General features: G+C 44.8%; 10 protein-coding genes. 5 read left to right on the top strand and 5 right to left on the bottom strand.

Annotated elements, in window-relative coordinates; translation table 11 throughout:
* Nucleotides 1-2: 2 nt before the first annotated feature.
* Both ACFQ21_RS01695 and ACFQ21_RS01690 read right to left on the bottom strand, forming a co-directional pair.
* Complete coding sequence (locus ACFQ21_RS01695) at nucleotides 3-2,411, bottom strand: glycoside hydrolase family 31 protein (protein ID WP_377573908.1); 2,409 nt, start codon at nucleotides 2,409-2,411, stop codon at nucleotides 3-5.
* 187 nt (nucleotides 2,412-2,598) lie between these two features.
* Nucleotides 2,599-3,645: a LacI family DNA-binding transcriptional regulator gene (locus tag ACFQ21_RS01690; protein ID WP_377573905.1), complete on the bottom strand. Its 1,047-nt coding sequence runs from the start codon at nucleotides 3,643-3,645 to the stop codon at nucleotides 2,599-2,601.
* Nucleotides 3,646-3,854: 209 nt separating this feature from the next.
* Between ACFQ21_RS01690 and ACFQ21_RS01685 the strand changes: the two genes are divergently transcribed.
* The 4 genes from ACFQ21_RS01685 to ACFQ21_RS01670 all read left to right on the top strand — a co-directional run bounded on the left by ACFQ21_RS01685 (nucleotide 3,855) and on the right by ACFQ21_RS01670 (nucleotide 13,046).
* Nucleotides 3,855-6,881: a SusC/RagA family TonB-linked outer membrane protein gene (locus ACFQ21_RS01685; protein ID WP_377573902.1), complete on the top strand. Its 3,027-nt coding sequence runs from the start codon at nucleotides 3,855-3,857 to the stop codon at nucleotides 6,879-6,881.
* A 26-nt stretch (nucleotides 6,882-6,907) separates the two neighbouring features.
* Complete coding sequence (locus ACFQ21_RS01680; protein ID WP_377573900.1) at nucleotides 6,908-8,503, top strand: RagB/SusD family nutrient uptake outer membrane protein; 1,596 nt, start codon at nucleotides 6,908-6,910, stop codon at nucleotides 8,501-8,503.
* A 22-nt stretch (nucleotides 8,504-8,525) separates the two neighbouring features.
* Nucleotides 8,526-10,145, top strand: coding sequence for a hypothetical protein (locus ACFQ21_RS01675; protein WP_377573897.1), 1,620 nt, complete (start codon nucleotides 8,526-8,528; stop codon nucleotides 10,143-10,145).
* Between the two features lie 69 nt (nucleotides 10,146-10,214).
* A complete protein-coding gene (locus tag ACFQ21_RS01670) occupies nucleotides 10,215-13,046 on the top strand; it encodes an alpha-amylase family glycosyl hydrolase (RefSeq protein WP_377573894.1) in 2,832 nt (943 codons plus the stop codon).
* 54 nt (nucleotides 13,047-13,100) lie between these two features.
* On the opposite strand, the gene ACFQ21_RS01665 is transcribed toward ACFQ21_RS01670, so the two are convergent.
* Both ACFQ21_RS01665 and ACFQ21_RS01660 read right to left on the bottom strand, forming a co-directional pair.
* Nucleotides 13,101-15,458 (bottom strand): mechanosensitive ion channel family protein, encoded by a 2,358-nt coding sequence (locus ACFQ21_RS01665; protein ID WP_377573891.1) that lies wholly within the window; start codon nucleotides 15,456-15,458, stop codon nucleotides 13,101-13,103.
* A gap of 573 nt (nucleotides 15,459-16,031) precedes the next feature.
* Complete coding sequence (locus ACFQ21_RS01660; protein WP_377573888.1) at nucleotides 16,032-16,871, bottom strand: MBL fold metallo-hydrolase; 840 nt, start codon at nucleotides 16,869-16,871, stop codon at nucleotides 16,032-16,034.
* A gap of 354 nt (nucleotides 16,872-17,225) precedes the next feature.
* Between ACFQ21_RS01660 and ACFQ21_RS01655 the strand changes: the two genes are divergently transcribed.
* Complete coding sequence (locus ACFQ21_RS01655) at nucleotides 17,226-17,435, top strand: hypothetical protein (protein WP_377573887.1); 210 nt, start codon at nucleotides 17,226-17,228, stop codon at nucleotides 17,433-17,435.
* A gap of 78 nt (nucleotides 17,436-17,513) precedes the next feature.
* On the opposite strand, the gene ACFQ21_RS01650 is transcribed toward ACFQ21_RS01655, so the two are convergent.
* On the bottom strand, nucleotides 17,514-19,361 hold the full coding sequence (locus ACFQ21_RS01650) for a glycoside hydrolase family 13 protein (protein WP_377573884.1): 1,848 nt from the start codon (nucleotides 19,359-19,361) through the stop codon (nucleotides 17,514-17,516).
* Nucleotides 19,362-19,424 lie beyond the last annotated feature (63 nt).

The raw sequence follows: 19,424 nt of genomic DNA, 5'->3' as shown, positions 1-19,424 counted from the left end.
GGTTACCAGCGAATTACGATCTGGCTAGTAATGTATTCGGTTTCGAAGCTGTGTACGTTTTCCTGTGGTGCCGGCTCCGGATCGAAGAACGGATCGAATTTTTCAAGCGCCATAAAGAACTGGTTGATGTCGTTGTGAAGGACGAGCTTCGTGCCGTTCACTTCAACCTGTGCAGGCGTGTGCTCCAGACCATGCAGTATAACTTTCAGCTTACGATGCGGTGAGCCATAGCTTCCTTCGGTAGCACCGATGATCAACGTGTTATCAGCTGCTATATATTCCAGCTGGCGCTTGGCATATTCACCTTGCTGGTAACGGAAGGTTGTGCCGTCATCTTCATAGAACAGGAACGATGAGCTTTGCTTGCCGGTATATACATGCAGAATGATTTCGTCATTCAATTCTTTTGTACTGGCGAGTACGGGTTTCATGGGTATAATCGCTCCGCTCTTTACAAATACAGGAAGGCGCTGTACCGGGCATTCGATTACTACTTCTGAATGTCCCTGGTATTTCTGGCCATTGTATAACAAATGCCATTCGCCTTCCGGCAGATAGGCTTTCACAAAGTCTTTGGTACTTTCTACAGGTATTACCAACAACGAGGGGCCAAACATATATTGATTATGAAACTGGCCATCGTATACTTTAAAGTCGTGCGTATAGTCGAGGGCAAGCGAGCGCTGCACCGGCATACCGGTTACACTGGCATCGTAGAAGAGCGAGTATATATAAGGAAGTAACTTGTAACGGAACTTGATATAGTTGCGCGAGATCTGTTCCACCTCTTCGCCATAGGCCCACGGTTCGGAGTCGCGACTGTTAATCATTGAGTGTCCGCGGAAGAAAGGAGAGAGCGCACCCAGCGATACCCACCGCGCAAATAATTTGGAGTTAGCATCACCAACAAAACCGCCTACATCATACCCGGCAAATGCTATACCGCTTAAGCCCATGCTGTTTACGAGGCGCACACCGAGTAACATGTGCTCATCGTAGGCAACGTTATCCCCCGTCCACACAGCAGCATAGCGTTGAACGCCTGAGAAGCCCGAGCGCGTCAGGTTAAACGGACGTTTACCTTTCAGCAGTGCTTTGGTTCCTTCGTAGGTTGCACGTGCCATCTGCATGCCGTATATATTCCTGCCTCTGCGCATGGATGCTTTATTGCCTTCGAAGTCGAGTTCGATATTCTCCGGTATCATTTGTCCCCACGTAGCAATCTCGTTCATGTCATTCCAGAAACCTTCAACACCTATACTCACATAGTCGTTGAATTGCTTCTGCCACCACAATCGTGTTTGTGGATTTGTAAAGTCGGGGAAGTGACACCATCCCGGCCACACTTGCCCGGTATAGTTTGTGCCATCCTGGTATTTGATGAATACATCTTCACGTATACCTTTCTCATAAGTATCATATCCTTCTTCCACTTTTATCCCCGGATCGCACATCACTACTACATGAAAGCCGAGTTGTTGCAGCTGCGCAAGTAATTCTTTCGGATCAGAAAAATCACGCTGGCTCCAGGTGAATATTTTATACTGATCCATATAATGTATATCAAACACGATGGTATCAGCCGGTATATCTTTTTCGCGGAAGGTGCGCGCGAGGTTCAGTACTTCTTTATCCGGATAGTAACTATAGCGACATTGCTGATAGCCGATGCTCCACATCGGAGGCATCTCCATGCGGCCGGTAAGATGTGTATACTCCTGAATAATTTCGGCAACTGTGCTTCCGTATATAAAGTAATAATTCATTTCTCCGCTATCAGCATAGAAGCTGGCGAAGCGATTGTTGGAAGCTCCGAAGTTGAAAAATGACTTATGCGTGTTGTCAAAGAATATACCGTAAGACAATCCGTTGTGGACACCGATATAGAAAGGTATAGAACAGTATAGCGGATCAGAGCCTGGTGAATAGGCAAAGCTGTCGGTATTCCAGTTCTGATAACCGTTTCCTTTACGATCAAGCGGTCCTGTTTTTTCTCCGAGACCGATGAAGCGTTCCCCGGCCTGAATCTTTTTATACGTTGTTACCTGTTCGCCATTCCAGCTTGTACCAAAGGCATGGTCATCTTCATTGATGGGTTGGCCATCGTGTGTATAAAATCCAAAACGTACCGGGCCTTTGGAGATACGAAGTATATATTTCGATGTTTTTATTTCGAGTTTGTCGGCATGCTCTTCAATAAGCGGCTCGTAGGAGGGAGTCGCCACTACTGAATACGAAAAGTCTTCGAACCTATCGGCTTGTGTAGCACTGATGCGGACGATGCCTTCGGTATAAAATTCAACCCGGAAACTTCCATACGTAGTTTGCCCGAGTATAGCGTTGTTATCTTTTTTCCACTGGACGAATGTTCCTAAACTTTTACTGAGAGGTGAGTTAATGGTTCGTGACATGTTGTTTGTTATTCCTTAAAAAATCGTTTCAAGTAAACTTAATTCAAAACATTTAACCTACAGGGAAGCTGTACTAAAAAACAGAAATCGATTGCGGCAACTGGTTAGGATCGAAAGTTAATTCAAAAAAATAGCCTTGAGACAATTACTTTGCTCAAGGCTATGCTTTATAATGGAAAGAGAAAGACTATTTCTTCTTGCCGGATTTCAATGATGAATCGCGCACGATGAGACGTGTTTTCAATACTTTAGTCTCCGGAGTGGGATCAGTATTATCTTTTGATTTCACCTCGATCTGACGGATCAACAGCTTCGCAGCTTCTTGTCCCATTTCAAAACCAGGCTGATCAACCGAAGTCAATGGTGGATCTAACAATGCGCTGAAGAACCAGTTACTGAAACCAACCACCGCTATATCCTGAGGTATTTTAAGACCGGCTTCTTTTATAGCCTGCATCGCACCCATCGCAGCAGGGTCGTTGGTTGCAAATATAGCATCCGGACGATTGTCCATTTGCAGTAGCTTCTCCGTTGCAGCTTTACCTTCTTCTATAGTTCCCAGCGGACAAGACATGATGATGTCTTTGTTAACCGGAATGTTGCTTTCATTCAATGCTTCGAGATAACCTTCTAAACGTTGCTTGGTAATACCCAGATTCGGAGGTCCTTCCAAGTGTGCTATACGTTTACATCCCTGTTCAATTAAATGAAGTGTAGCATCTTTGGCACCGCTTAAGTCATCAACAATTACTTTGCTTGAAGTAGGCGTATCATATACCCGGTCGAAGAACACCATCGGTACACCTTTGGCCAGTGTAGCATCGATGTGTTCGAAGCTGCTTGTTTCACGCGAAAGCGAAATCAACATACCATCAACACGGCTGTTGAACAGCGCTTTGATGTCAGTCTTTTCACGTTGCAGTGATTCATTGGATTGGGTAATGATTACGTTGTACCCGGCACTATACGCTACATCTTCTATACCACTAATAACAGTAGAGAAAAAGAAGTGAACGATCTCCGGTATGATGACACCAATTGTGTTTGTTTTACTCTGGCGTAAACTAAGCGCAACTATATTAGGTTGATAGTTTAGTTTTTCCGCCAGCTCGTTAACAGCTTTCTTAGTTTCAGGGCTAATATCGGGGTGATCCTTTAGTGCCCGTGATACGGTAGATGGGGAGATGCCCAGCTCGCGGGCAATGTCCTTAATGGTGACCTGATTATACTTCATACTGCAATGTTACAAACTATCGGTTTAACTCCGCAACGTTTGTGCAACTTTTTTCGCAACTTCGCAAACGAATGCGACCTCGATTACGACTCCGATTTCGTGAATTTTTATACTCGTTTTTGAATTTCGAATATCTCTTTTCCGATACCTTTTCACGCAAAGTAGGGTAAGTAACACTCCCTAACTCAACCATAAACCCAAAACAATCTATGAGGAAACTTTATCAAGTAACCCTGAAAGTTTTTGTCATTGCTATGCTCTTCACCAGTGTACAGGCGCTGGCGCAGAGTACCAGAATTACCGGCACAGTAACTTCTGGTGATGACGGAACAGCCTTGCCTGGTGTAAGCATCGTGGAGAAAGGAACAACCAACGGAACTGTTACAGATGCCGAAGGTAGATACTCTCTGAATGTATCTGAAAACGCAATACTCGTTTTTTCATTTGTCGGCTTTCAATCGCAGGAAATTTCGGTAGCCGGAAAATCGGTTATAGATATACCCTTGAACAGTGATGTTACTGCGCTCACCGAAGTGGTTGTGGTTGGCTATGGTCAACAAGAGAAGAAAGATGTAACGGGCGTTGTAGCAGCTGTTAATGAACAAAGCTTTAACAAGGGTGCGATCGTTTCACCCGATATGCTGATAAGCGGTAAAATTGCCGGTGTACAGATTACTTCCAACAGCGGTGAACCCGGAGGTCAGTCATCCATTCGTATTCGCGGTGGTACATCGCTCAATGCAAGCAACGAACCGCTCTATGTAATCGATGGTGTACCGATCGATAACTCAGCATTCAACCCAGGAGGTTTTTCAAGCGGAAGAAACCCGCTCAACTTCATCAACCCGAATGACATTGAGACATTTACTGTGTTGAAAGATGCATCGGCTGCTGCTATATATGGATCGCGTGCTGCGAATGGTGTTATCATCATCACTACCAAAAAAGGCAAGAGTGGTTTACCCACCGTGTCGTATGACGGCTGGTTTTCAACCGGAAGAATTGCAGACCGACTTGATGTATTCACCGCTGATCAGTTTCGAGAAGTAATTGCAGCGAAAGCGCCACAGCATCTTAACAAACTGGGAACTGCAAACACCGACTGGCAGGATGAAATATACCAGAACGCAACAGGACAAAGTCACAATATAACGTTCTCCGGTGGTACAGAGAAGACAACCTATCGAGCTTCGGTAAGTCACCAGAAACAGGAAGGTATCATAAAAACTTCCAGCACCGAGCGCACCAGCTTCTCGATGGGACTTACACAAAAAATGCTCAACGATGATTTGAGTGTTACCGCGAATGTAAAAGGTGCTCGTACACAAGATCGCTTCTCTCCCGGAGTTGTAGGTGCAGCGATGGAGATGGACCCAACACAACCTATATATGATGCAACCAGTCCATGGGGTGGTTACTTCGTATGGAAAAATGAAGCCGGTGATTATGAACGTCAGGCAACTATAAATCCTGTATCAACGCTTAACCTCGTTGAAGAGCGTGGAACAAGTAATCGCAGCATTGGAAATGTACAATTCGATTACAAGATTCGCCCGATAAAAGGATTGAGTGCCAATGTAAATCTTGGTTATGATCTGGCTACAGGTGATCGCGATCGCTTTCAACCTTCCAATTACTTTGCTGTAGCGTCTGACACAGGCGAAATCAAAATCGAGAATTATACCCGCGTAAGTCAGTTGCTCGAAAGTTATCTGAATTACAAACGCAGTTTTGAAAACATCAGCAGTACATTAGACTTTACCGCCGGTTATTCGTGGCAGGATTGGAACTCCGAATATCCAAGCCTTCGTGCTACACGACTTACTGATAACGGCTATGGTGTCAGCAACCCATCGGTTGCCAAGAAAGTAGAAGCCTTCAACAGTGTGCTGGAGAACCGACTCATCTCGTTCTTTGGAAGATTGAACTATGGCTATAAAGATAAATACCTGTTAACAGCATCGTTGCGCAGAGATGGATCAACACGTTTTGGTGCGGCCAATCGCTGGGGTACATTTCACTCGGCAGCATTTGCATGGCGCGTGATTGACGAAAGCTTCATGGAAGGTTTGACCGATATATTTACCGATCTGAAACTGAAAGTGGGATATGGTGTAAACGGTAACCAGGAAATTGGCGACTATAAATATTTAGCCACCTATACTCCGAGTACATTAACGGCACAATATCAATTAGGAAATTCATTTGTTACAACGGTTCGTCCGAATGGTTATGATGCTAATCTGAAATGGGAAGAGACTACATCGTATAATATCGGTCTTGAATATGGTTTCCTGAACGGACGCCTCTCCGGTAGTCTTGATTTTTACCGGAAGGATACAAAGGATCTGCTCTTTGAACGCGCGGTGCCTGCAGGCTCTAACCTGACTAACATCGTTCTGTCAAATATAGGGGAGATAAAAAATACCGGTGTTGAATTAACGATCGATGCCGTAGCAGTTTCGAAGCCTGATCTCACCTGGAATATATCGTTCAACACATCCTATAACAAAAACGAAATTGTTGCGCTGGACGGAAGTGATGAGCCAACCTTCAAAGGATATGAGACAGGTGATATCAGCGGAGGTGTAGGTAATTATATACAGATTCTGAAAGTAGGACAGCCTGCGTATTCATTCTATGTATATAAACAGAAATACGGTGCCGATGGTAAACCGCTTGTAAACGGAGTTGACCACAATGAAGACGGTAAAACGGATCTGGCCGATATGTATGAAGACGTAAGCGGTGATGGTGCCGTTAATGATCAGGACAGAAGACCATTCCAGCAACGTGCTCCTAAAGTTATGTTTGGACTTACATCGCAGGTGAACTATAAAAAGTTTGATCTGAGCTTTACCCTGCGCAGCAGCCTCGGTAACTATGTATATAACAACGTAGCTTCCAACACTGCGAACTTCATTCGCGCGAACGACAACTTCGTGCCGCGCAACATGCTCACGTCAGTGCTGGAAACAAACTTTACATCGCCTCAGTATTTTTCAGATTACTATGTAGAGAAGGCTTCGTTCCTGCGTATGGACAACCTGTCGCTGGGATATACTGCTACCAACCTGTTCGACACGAGTGCCAAGTTCCGCCTCTATGGAACGGTACAGAATCTTTTCGTAATCACTGATTATTCAGGACTTGATCCGGAAGTATTCAGCGGTATTGATAACAACCTGTATCCGCGGTCACGCACGTTCATCGTAGGTGTAAATGTTACTTTCTGATCGTAAACTTTTGAATTGACTAACGTATGAATAAAAAATATATCATAACATTTCTGGTGGTGATACTCGGAGTGTCTGCATGTACAGACCTCGATGTAAAACCCAAGAGCTCTGCTACCGGTGACGTTATCTTTAACAACTCACAGGCATATCTTCAGTTTCTCGCCAGACTATATGCGGGACTTGCCATCAGCGGACAGCAAGGTCCTGCCGGTAATCCGGACATCAAAGGTATAGATGAAGGGTTCTCCAATTACCTGCGTCAGTATTGGAAGGCACAGGAGTTGACAACCGATGAAGCGGTGATCGGCTGGAATGACGGAACACTGCCAACCTACCATTTACATACATGGACAGCGCAGAATGAATTCATCAACGCGATGTTCAACCGGATATACTTTCAGGTATCCATGACCAATGAATTCCTTCGCGAAACAACGGATGGTAAACTTGACGAGCGTGACGCAACGGATGCCATACGCGCAGATGTAAAAGTATACCGTGCAGAAGCCCGCTTTTTACGCGCACTCAGCTACTGGCATGGATTGGATATGTTCGGATCCATTCCGCTGGTAACCGAAGAGAGCACGGTAGGTACGGAAGCTTCGGAGCAAGCTACCAAACAGGAAGTATTCGATTTTATTGAAAGCGAACTGAAAGCGATCGAGACAGAACTTGTAGACGCACGCGCCAATGGCTACGGCCGTGCTGATAAAGCGGCTGCCTGGACATTGCTTGCTAAACTATACCTGAATGCAAAAGTATATACCGGGCAGGATAAAAATACAGAGTGTATTGCGTATTGCCAGAAAGTAATTGATGCAGGCTTTGAACTGGATAGTGACTACGCCACGCTCTTCACATTGGACAATGTAAATTCTGATGAAATTATATTCACCATAAATTTCGATGGCAATTATACGCAAACCTATGGTGGTATGACGTTCCTCGTGCATGCTTCAATTGGTGGTGCGATGACCGCTACAGATTATGGTGTTAACACAGGTTGGGCCGGACTTCGTACAACCAAGAACCTGGTAAATCTTTTCCCGGATGAGACAGGCGCAACGGACAGTCGTGCTATATTCTATCGCAATGATCAGTCGAAAGAAATTCCAAATACGCCCATCACAACCTTCAAGGAAGGATATGCCGTTCCGAAATTCAGAAATATAAATTCCGATGGTGAATCCGGATCAAGTCTTGAATTTGTGGATACAGACTTCCCGGTGTTCCGTCTGGCAGATGTATACCTGATGTATGCGGAAGCGGTCGAACGTGGAGGAACCGGTGGCAGTGAAGCATCTTCTGTAAGCTATATCAATGCCCTGCGCCAGCGTGCGTACGGCAACGCTACGGGAAATATTGATGCTGACGACATCACACTCAATTTCATTATTGATGAACGTGCCCGTGAATTATACTGGGAAGGACACCGCAGAACAGACCTTGTTCGTTTTGGATTGTTCACCGATAGCGAAGACAACAACCTGCGGGCCATATGGCCCTGGAAAGGTGAAGTAGCTGCCGGTAAAGAAACAGAATCTTTCCGCGATGTTTTTCCTTTACCATCCTCACAGATTATTGCTAATCCGAAGCTGGAACAGAACGATGGTTATTGATCATGCCTAACGAATGAATACTATGAAAAAATTATATATATACTTTTTGATCGCCTCGATGCTGGTTCAACTCTCAGCCTGTCGTGACGAAGTAGATGTAGATAACCTGATGAACTTTCCGCCAACCATTCTGAGTGTTACTCCGAAGACAGGTGTGAAGACGGGGGATTTTGACATCAAGGTTATACTGGTGGATGGTATATCTTCTCCACTCAACACAGCAACCGTAACGCTGAAAGATGCTGATGGTAATGAACTGGCATCCGTTACGAAAACACTCAGCGGTGTAAAAGATTCTGTGTTGATTGAAGGATCATCGTTCAATGCAGAGTCGCTTCCGCTGGGCGATTACTCAATCTCGATTGTCGCAAAAGATAGCAAGAACCAGGAGAGCACGCAGGTGTCCAGTTTCAAAATTGTAAACCAGTTATACCTGGCAAACTTTGAGCGCATGTTTATAGCCGGTGGCTTTAACGGGTGGAGTGCTTCCGAGCTTGAACTTGTTGCCGACAATACCTGGGAGATTAAGAATATAGATCTGCAGGGTGGTCCGTGGAAGTTGAAAAACACCGAAGACTGGTCTGATCAGGACTGGGGTGATACCAACTGCGATGGCACTATGGAGCCTAAAGGTTCCAATGGTGATACGAACTGCGATTTCTCCGGAGCGGTAAATGTTCGTTTCAATGATGAGACATTGAAATATACGGTGTTGCCTGCGGTGAATTATGCCACGAATCTCGATGGACTATATTTACTAGGAACGTTCAACGACTTTACGGGACCGCAGCCTCAATTTAAACTGGTGGCCGATTATACCTGGGAAGTAGCTGAAATACGCATGCAGGCAGGTGATGCGTTTCGATTCTCGGAAGGTGCAACCTTCGAAGGAAAGAACTATGGCGATAACAACCTCGATGGAAAGGCAGAAGAGTATGGCGCTAATATCAAGCTTGATAACAGCTATAAAGATGCATACTATAAGATCACGTTCAACGATGCAACAAGGCTATATACTATAACCGTAGTGCGTTACCCATTCCCGTCTGAACTATATTTGGTAGGAGGATCGACTTCGATAAGCTGGGAACCTGGCAATTCTATACCATTCCGAAAAACGGCTGATGGTAAATTTGAAATATTCGCGTACCTGAAAGTTATAAGCGGTGATGGTAACGGTTTCAAACTTTTACAAACCAAAGACTGGCCGGGTGATTGGGGTAAGGGAGATGAGGGTAAACTTCTGCAGGAAGGAGAGGCCAACATTACCGTAGCGGAGGATGGCTTCTATCGCATCATGGTTGATTTTACAACAGGCTCCTATACGATAACAAAAACAAACTGGGGAGTGGTTGGCTTTGCCCGCACCGGTACGGATGCTGGCTGGAATGCCGACACCAACATGACGTTTGACGGTGATTGGGACAGCTATACCTGGCGTGTAACAACGCATCTGTACGCCGGAGAGTATAAATTCCGCGCGAACGGTACATGGGCTATAAATTTCGGTGACAACGGTCGCGATGGTAAACTGGAACTGGATGCCGGCACGAATATGATCATCGCTTCAGAAGGTGACTATGTTGTCGAGATGATACTCGATCCGGTGAACGGATATACCTATACAGTAACACCTCAATAATTCAGTAACCTAAACAGCAATATAGCGTGGAGTAAATGCTTCACGCTATTTGCATTTCATGAAATGCTTATGAAAAAATTGATTTTTTTTGTGGGGTGGATGACTGCAGCAACGTGGGCTATGGCGCAGGTTACAACAAGTCCTGTGTTCCCGGTAGCAGATCAGCCCGTTACCATCACGGTAGATGTAACCGGTACGGGACTTGAGAATTTCAATTGGAACAACACAACCAACCCGGTATATATATGGGCATGGCTTCCGGATTGTTCAGCATCGTGTGATGCTCCTACAAATGTGAATCCGGCAACCACAGCGCAGGAGGCAGCGAAAGCATTCCGGATCACGACAAATAAATTTCAGATCACATTAACGCCCACCGCATTCTTTAACAAGCCTGCTGCTGAGATAACACGCATGGGTTTCTTGTTGAAAGCAACAGACTGGGCAGGCGGTAAAACACCAGACTATATTTTGCAGATGACTACCCCTGATGATTTCATCGTATCATTTGCAACGCCGACATCGTCCCCATTGTTCAAGAGCCAGGGAGAACAACTTCCGATTACAGCCAATGTTTCTGAAGCGGCTGACCTGGTGTTGAAGATTAACAATAATACTGTAGCCTCTGTTGCAGATGCGACCACGCTGAGCTATACACACACCATCGCAGAAGCACCTGGTACGTATGATGTAACCATCTCTGCTGACAATGGTGAAGCTGTAAAGACGAAATCATTTCAATACATAGTTCGGAAAGCAACGGTAACAGTTGCACGTCCTGCCGGTATTGTAGATGGTATAAATTATGGCAGTGATCCCACGAAAGTGGTGTTGAGCTTGTGGGCTCCGGGTAAATCATCGGTATATATCCGTGGTGACTTCAACGATTGGAAACTGGACCCGGCATACCTGATGAATAAAGATGGTGAACATTTCTGGATCGAGCTTACCGGACTTACAGCAGGGCAGGAGTATGCCTATCAATACCTCGTGGAAGAAAGCGTGTGGATTGCCGATCCGTATGCCGATAAGATACTTGATCCGGATGATCAATATATACCAGCATCCATTTACCCGAACCTGAAGATGTTTCCTTCTGCTGCGCTTCATTCGCAATGGTACTTCAATCGCCTGGCAGTTTTTCAAACCGGGCAGGTAGCCTATACGTGGCAAACCACGAATTACGAACGCCCGGCAAAAGAAAAACTGATTGTTTATGAATTACTCATTCGCGATTTTTTCAGCAGTGATGAACGCAGCTATCAAAATCTGATCGACACCATTGGTTATTTCAAACGCCTTGGCGCCAACGCCATTGAGCTGATGCCCATTATGGAATTTAATGGCAATGATAGCTGGGGATATAACCCGGCATTTATGTTTGCACCCGATAAATATTACGGCCCCAAAAACAAGTTGAAAGAGTTTATCGATCGTTGCCATGCACAGGGTATAGCGGTGATATTTGATATAGCGATGAACCACCAGGACATGCCGAATGCATACGTGATGATGGATTTTGATTTTACAGCCAGCAAGCCCACTGCGAATAACAAATGGTTTAATACAGACGCAAAGCATCCGTTCAATGTGTTCTACGATATGAACCACGAGAGTAGTTATACCAAGAAGTATCTGGACACTGTAAATTATTACTGGCTGAACGAATATAAGATTGATGGTTTTCGTTTCGATCTGTCAAAAGGATTTACGCAAACGAATAACCCCAACGATGTGAACGCGTGGTCGGCATACGATGCATCGCGTATAGCCTTGCTCAAGCGCATGGCGGATGAGATCTGGTCGCACAGTCCGGAGACCTATATTATCCTGGAGCATCTGGCGGTGAATGACGAAGAAAAGGAATTGGCTGAATATCGCGCAGCCGAAGGAAAAGGCATGATGCTCTGGGGAAACCTGAATTATGCCTATGGTCAGAATACAATGGGCTATGCATCCGGCTCGGATATCAATACTATATACTACGCTAATCGCAATTGGACAGTGCCGCACCTGGTAGGCTATATGGAAAGTCACGATGAAGAGCGCATCATGTTTAAGAACCTTCAATACGGAAATTCTTCCGGGGCCTACAGTATAAAAACAGAAGTTACAGCACTCGACCGTGTTAAAGCTGCTTCGCTGTTGTTCTATACTATACCTGGACCCAAAATGTTGTGGCAGTTTGGAGAGATGGGCTATGATGAAAGTATAAATCGTTGTCCTGATGGGACAATAAGTGATGATTGTCGCGTGTCGGCCAAACCGGTTAAGTGGGAGTACCTGGAGGAGCCGTTACACGCAGCACTGTTTGATCACACCGCTGAATTGATCAGTCTCCGAAAAACATACGATGTATTTACGGAAGGTGCCGTTACGATCACGGGAGGTGCATCGCTGGTAAAGCAGGTAACGTTGAAGAATAATCCCTATACAGAAACACCGGCAAGTACTTCAGAAATGAATGCACAGCTCACGGTAAATTTTGAGCTTACTTCTAAAACGGTAAATATAGCATTTCCGCATACCGGCACCTGGTACGATTATTACGATGAAGGTAAACCGGTGCAGGTAACAAATGCTACATTGCCAATGTTGCTACCAGCAGGGAGTTATAAACTGTTTACAGATGTACCATTGAAGGAAGTACCGGTTACCGGCATAGAGGATTTAATCCCGGGGGCTGGCATCCATCCAAATCCAACGGCTAATACATTTCGCATTGAGTTAGCCTCGGGTATGGTCCGTGAAGTAAAGTTGTTTGATACGAAAGGAGCCGAGCAACCGATACGCGTTTCTGGTGATGAAATAGATATGGCACACCTCAACGCGGGCTTATACCTGCTGCGCGTTACCACCAGCACAGGAAAGCAACTCTCTGGCAAGGTAATTAAGAAGTAATGGTAAATTATAATCTTCCGCAGGCAGTGTTTTCGCCTGCGGAAGAAATATATTCTACTTTGAATTTATACCGGCATCTTTCAGCGAGCGGTATATCTGGTAGCGAACTTCACTCTTTGTCTGTTCTTCTTTGTAAACATCTTCACACCAGAAGAATATCTTGAGCTGAATGTCGTTGTCTTTAACACTTTCTATCAATACAGCTGGTTCTCGTTTTTTAAGAACACAGTCTTCACCTTTAATAACTTCTTTGATCTGATTGATCACTGCGTCCTTATCGTGGTCACCAAGCGTCAGGGTAATATTAAAGTCGATACGTTTGTATGTGTTACCCAGCGTCCAGTTCACAATGTGTTGCGAGAGTACATCTCCGTTGGGTATAATTACATCTGCACCATCAGTTGTTACCAATGTACTGGAGCGAAGTCCGATCTCCTTCACACGACCGGCATGACTGCCCACTTCAACGGAATCACCAACCTTCAGCGGGCGATCGAAAATGAGAATGATACCCGATACAAAGTTGTTGACTATATTTTGCAATCCCAATCCGATACCGACACCCAACGCACCCAGTACAATCGTAATTTTATCAACCGGAAGTCCCGATGCAGATACGGCCAGTAAATATCCTGCGCCCAGCAACACGAGTTTGGTCATCAGCAACCGTGAGCGATGCGCGAGACTTTCTCCTTCATCGTCTCCTATATCTCCCAGGAAATAACCGATGTAGCGTTGCAGAAAATGCGCCAGCCAGATAATGAGAAAAAACAGCAATATACTGCCAGCCGTGAATGACGTGTTGCCTATATTTTGTTGAGCATTGAGTATATTACTGATGCCGCTAAATAGTGCATCGTATATATTCAGGTTGGCAGTGAATACAACCAGCCATATTAACAACACTACGCCGAGCAACGGCTTGCGAAAATCGCTCACGATAGGAGTGGGATCGAACGTATTCACCAGCGATTGCTGTATGCGACTTGTGTGGATCTGAAGGAGTACAGCCTCTACCAGTATCTTTACCAGAGCAGACAGGCCAATCACTTGCGTCACCCCGATCACAGACGACATGCTGAGCATGTTTGCTAGGGTCAATCGTCCGCTGATGTTCGCGAGAATTGCGAGCGCATTCATCACCACGAGGAGTATAAATACAATGCGAATGAAACGTCCCAATTGATGATCGCGTGGTAATGCCTTCCGGAATAATAATCCAAGTACGATAGCACCCACATTCAGTCCAATGATAATGCAACGCTGCCAGAAAGAAGGAACGAGTATATGGTTGGTAAGACTGAAAGCTATAAATAGCGCAACGATAGCAATCCAGTATTGGAACAGGTTTCTCGGCCATTGCTTTCTGTATAACAGCGTAAGCGTTATTACCAGCAAGAACTGCACGAACTGCATATATACTGCAGGAGCCTGTAAATCGAACAACGGCGCAAGACTAAAAATAACAGCGAATGCCGAGAGCACCGGGTGCAATGATAAATGCGAAATGTTATAGGTTTGAAGCGAGTCTGTCCTACCGGTACGCTTCAATATGCGAAGGTTACGCATCACCCACCACAAGAATGCTATACCGAGCAGCCAGCGTATGAATCGCGTACCCGATGAATTGCTATAGTAGAAATTGAAAGCTTTCTGTTCTTCATCAAACGCATGCTTAAAATCATCACCACCTGCAACCATTCGTTTTTCCCAGATATAGTTGAGTTCTTTTTGAAACACTTTTCGTCCGGCCATGTTTAGCCTGTAATTCAACTGACTCATCAGTTGGGCTGCCTGTATCGATCCGGCAGAAGCCTGCGTTTTGTATTTGTTTACAGTAGAAAGACTGTTTGTTAAAACGCTGTCGGTATATCTTCGTTTCTGACGCAATGCTTTTAGCTGCGGTATAAATTTCTTGCGTGCTATACTGTCGCGGTATAGTTGTCTCAGGATAGAATCTTTGCGAAGCGAACGTATCTCTGCTCGAAGCTTGGTCAGCTTCTCATTGGAAGTCTTGAAGCTTTCGTTGTAGCGTTTCAGATCGTGTTGTGTACTTTCCAAAAGTGTTTTTAAAATCTCCAGGTTGCGCAGGTTCAAAGTCTGGTCATACTTCACCAGACTTTGGTCAACAAAGCGTACAATGGAATCGCTTTCACTCAGACGTTGTCCAATCAGTAATATTTCAGGACTCAGTTTGCACTCTGTCTGAACGGAGTCAATCTTCTGGTATGCCATCTCCAGGTGAAGCATAAACTCGGCAGCTGTTGCAGTAGCCGAATCGGTAAACAACATCAGTTGCTGACTTTTGTCGCGCCTGGGTCTCCAGTTTTGTGCCCATGTTAACGAAGTAGCAAGTAGTGTAAAGAGAATCAACGCGACTGTATACCGCGTGTAATGTTTTAAGGTGTTCATGTAGAATTTCATAGCAACCCCGAAGTCGCTCCCGGTTAAATACAATACAAAATACAAAAGAGTAGTTAGTGCAAAATGGAAATTGAAAAAGGCTCGCTATCTCTTCGTTGTGGTGTCGTCAATCTTAAAAAATGATCTCGATGGTCATCGACTAAACATCAGTGTATATAAATGAAAAACAGCCTCTTGGCTGCAAATCTCAAAATGATTTTCGCTGCCGACAAGCCGGCCCGGGGTTTTAGTTTTTTTGGTTGAATCGCCTGATGAGGTCGCTATTTTCTGCCATGGTTTTGATCGATATGTATAAACGATTTTTACGGGAAGGATAAGATTTTACAGTGGTTATATGTAAGATATATTCGGGAAATGCCGAGGCAACAACGTCACCTCGAGCGTGCCAATTTTAGTTCATGTCTCTGCACTCCGGCGAGGCCTTGTGGTCAGAGCAACGTTACGTCATACAGGATTTCGTTTTGCCAGTGCAATGCATCTCCATTATGAAAAATGTTGGCGATGGGGTTTCTCGCGGCGCTCGTGCATTTTACAGGAAGAATAGCTCGCTCGAAATGACGACTAAAACAAAGACAACTGAAACTCTGAGCTCGCTCGTGTTCTTGCAGGTTTAACTGCATACCCGAGCCTGCTTAAATTACGAATGTGATATACTCTTGTCTCTTCGTAGCGGGAGGCGATGATGATTTCGGTTTTGCCGGCTTTTTTTGTGAAGAGATCTTTCACCAGTTCAGGCCGATTGTTGTCGTGGGAGAGATGCGATAAGAACAGGTGACTCATAAACGCAGGCTTGTGTCGCAGAAAAATTTGAAGCGCCTGATTGTTGGAGAGATGTCCTTTGCCACCGCGGATTCTATCCTTTAAAAAAAACGGATATCTTCCCGTATTCAACATCTCTTCGTCATAGTTTGCTTCCAGGAAGGCAGCGTTGCATTGCTTGAAGTGATTCGTTACGTGTTCACAAGCTAAACCGATATCGGTAAACACTCCGATCTTTACTGAATTACCAGCAACAATAAAGCTATGCGGATCACACGCATCATGAAATTTAGGGAAGCCTGTTATCGTAAGATTGCCAATCGTTACAGGTTCGTACGCCTTAAACGAACGCACCAGATGCTCCTGAATTCTTAACGCTCCGTTTTCTAGAGTAGGCTGAGTAATATATACCGGTAGCTGATGTCGCTTCGAGAGTTTTGTTACGCCTGAAATGTGGTCGCTGTGTTCGTGGGTTATGAAGATCGCTTTTACTTTTCGCATAGAGAGGCCCAGTCGGTCCATGCGTTTCTCGGTTTCGCGACAGGAGATACCTGCGTCCACGAGTATAGCCTCATCATTGTTGCCGATGTAGTAGCAATTGCCGTTGCTGCCCGAGTTTAATGAGGAGATATAGAGCGACATGATGTACGAAAGTACGTGTTATTCTGCTATTCGGTTTGGAATTTTTTGAAGTAAAAAATGAGGCTAATGGTAAATCCGTGTGCGTTAACATTCATTGCCGCGTGTTGTTAAATAAATTCTTTAAGTCACTTGAGCGCTGTCTTTCAAACATGTTTTCAAGTTTGCAAAGAAGCGCACATCAACGGTCAGGCTATCGGTGAAGCCTGGAACCGTATCTGGAATGAAGCGCATGAAATAGTCTTTTTCCGGGATGGTGAAATGCCTTAAATCTGTTCTGCGAAGGCTGGTTTGAGGAAAATCAAATATGGCAACATGTTTGCATATACCCTATGCAGGTATTAAACCAAAAATTCTATGAAGCCGATCTTTGTTATTCTGTTACTGGTGATCGTGTTATCGTCATCAGCCTTTGTAATGATCTATAATTACTGGAAAGATATAGTAGAAGCGAATCCAATTCTTTTCGCCGCTGGTCTCATCAGTATTGTAATGAGTGGTGCAATCGGAATGCTATATATGATCATATCACGTCCGGCTTTACAGCCTGTACGCGTAACTAAATAAAGGTTTTTTTGAGGGGGTATTTTTTAATCCAGTCAGAGGCGACTCTGACTGGATTTTGGCTTTTATACAGGTTGTATATTATTTCAATTCCAACACCAGAACATATTTTTGAGGTACCGTTAGGGTAGCCTCTACGTTGTGAATGCGATCTGTCGTAACTTCTCTTCCCTGTTTAAAAGTTTTGATGCGTTCAGAAAAACGTTTCGGATCGATCTCCATCGGTTTGTCCTGCGTATTCATAATACACATTACCGTTTGCTGATCGTCATACCGGAAGTATACATATACACCATCTTCCGGAACATACTGCATCATCTTGCCGGTTTTTATAGCCGATGAATTTTTGCGGAAGTTGGCAAGTTTCTTCGTCCACTCGAAAGCTTCGTTTTCTTTTTCGTTTCTTCCTTCACGGGTAAACTTGTTTGCTTTGTCACCGGGCCATCCTCCGGGAAAATCAAGACGCACCCAGCCATCCGGGTTGGATATACCTTTCATTAACACCTCTGTTCCATAATACATCTGCGGTATACCGCGGCAGGTGAGGAGCCAGGCCAGTCCCATCTTATGTTTATCCAGGTCTTCATTTACAACCGAGTAGAAACGACTCATGTCGTGGTTATCGAGGAAGATAACGTGCTTCATCGGATCTTCATAAACAAAGTCTGCTGCCAGTGTCTGGTATAGTTTGTTAACTCCGTTCGTCCAACCGAAAGGTTCGTTCACAGCATTCATGATTCCATAGAGATTTGCCTGGAAATCGGTAAGGCCCGGCAGATTACTTTTGAATGGAATGTTAAAAGTATTACGCGTGAAGAATGCCTGACCGGCCACACCATGTACCCACGTCTCACCGAAGAGCGATATATTGGGATACTCATCCAGCAACGCCTGGTTGCATCGGTTCATGAATTCAAGATTATTATATATATAGGTATCGATGCGCCATCCGTCAACACCAAATTCTTCTACGCTCCAGAGTGCATGCTGTATCAGGAAGTTTGCAACGTATGGATTATTCTGATTTACATCCGGCATGAAACGCGTAAACCAGCCATCGCTCATACGTTGTTGATCGGTTTTTGCAGCATGAATGTCGAAGAGAGGCTGATCTTTATAGTTCGTGTTGGTATAGCTTGGCCACTCGTGCAGCCAGTCGTGTGTAGGTTTATCCTGCACAAAGAAATGATAAAGGCCAACGTGATTATAGACAGCATCCTGTATAAGCTTCATGTTACGCTTATGCAGTTCATCGCTCAACTTTTTATAGAGCGCATCACCGCCCTGGCGCGGATCAACTTTATAATGATTAGTGATAGCGTAGCCGTGTTCGGTACGATCAGGCATGTCATTTTCCAGCACAGGCGTTAGCCATACTGTTGTAATGCCCAGGTCTTGCAGGTAGTCAAGGTGATTGATCAATCCTTGTAAGTCTCCTCCATGACGATGAAATATGGAATCGCGATTCAACGACTGATCGCGCATGCCTTTTATTTTATCATTCGTAGGATCACCGTTGCTGAAACGGTCAGGCATCGCGAGGTATATAAAGTCAGCAGCCGTTACACCTTGCGCGTATACACGATTCCTGTCGCGGGGTTTAAGCGGGAAATTTACCTTTTGGGTTTTCTTGCCGCTTTTAAAAAGTATAACAGCATTACCGGCTGTAGCCTCCGGAGCTATAGCGATGTCAAGCGCGAGATACTTCCCGTTCTCAAGTCGGTTTACTTTTGTGAGCGTAACACCATTGTATTGAATCGTAACGTCACTTTTACCAAACTGTGGGTCGGCTGACTTCACCAGCAGTTGTATAGTATTATGTTTCATGCCAGTCCACCAGTGTGGAGGATAAACTTCAGGAGTCTGTGCCCGCAGACCGAGCGTAGCGATACATGCAAAAAGAGTTAGGACGCGGTATTTTAATTTCATTTAGAATGGGTTTGGTTGATTGGTTAAGAGCTCATCTGCCCGTTGGCAAAAATTCAAAAAGCA

It is taken from the genome of Ohtaekwangia kribbensis, assembly GCF_042676245.1.
GTDB lineage: Bacteria > Bacteroidota > Bacteroidia > Cytophagales > Cyclobacteriaceae > Ohtaekwangia > Ohtaekwangia kribbensis.
This window is presented reverse-complemented; position numbering and strand designations above follow the sequence as displayed.

What these genes read in the sequence shown, in the direction of transcription:
- ACFQ21_RS01695 (WP_377573908.1), bottom strand. Translation starts at nt 2,411, where the DNA reads ATGTCACGAACCATTAACTCACCTCTCAGTAAAAGTTTAGGAACATTC.
- ACFQ21_RS01690 (WP_377573905.1), bottom strand. Translation starts at nt 3,645, where the DNA reads ATGAAGTATAATCAGGTCACCATTAAGGACATTGCCCGCGAGCTGGGC.
- ACFQ21_RS01685 (WP_377573902.1), top strand. Translation starts at nt 3,855, where the DNA reads ATGAGGAAACTTTATCAAGTAACCCTGAAAGTTTTTGTCATTGCTATG.
- ACFQ21_RS01680 (WP_377573900.1), top strand. Translation starts at nt 6,908, where the DNA reads ATGAATAAAAAATATATCATAACATTTCTGGTGGTGATACTCGGAGTG.
- ACFQ21_RS01675 (WP_377573897.1), top strand. Translation starts at nt 8,526, where the DNA reads ATGAAAAAATTATATATATACTTTTTGATCGCCTCGATGCTGGTTCAA.
- ACFQ21_RS01670 (WP_377573894.1), top strand. Translation starts at nt 10,215, where the DNA reads ATGAAAAAATTGATTTTTTTTGTGGGGTGGATGACTGCAGCAACGTGG.
- ACFQ21_RS01665 (WP_377573891.1), bottom strand. Translation starts at nt 15,458, where the DNA reads ATGAACACCTTAAAACATTACACGCGGTATACAGTCGCGTTGATTCTC.
- ACFQ21_RS01660 (WP_377573888.1), bottom strand. Translation starts at nt 16,871, where the DNA reads ATGTCGCTCTATATCTCCTCATTAAACTCGGGCAGCAACGGCAATTGC.
- ACFQ21_RS01655 (WP_377573887.1), top strand. Translation starts at nt 17,226, where the DNA reads ATGAAGCCGATCTTTGTTATTCTGTTACTGGTGATCGTGTTATCGTCA.
- ACFQ21_RS01650 (WP_377573884.1), bottom strand. Translation starts at nt 19,361, where the DNA reads ATGAAATTAAAATACCGCGTCCTAACTCTTTTTGCATGTATCGCTACG.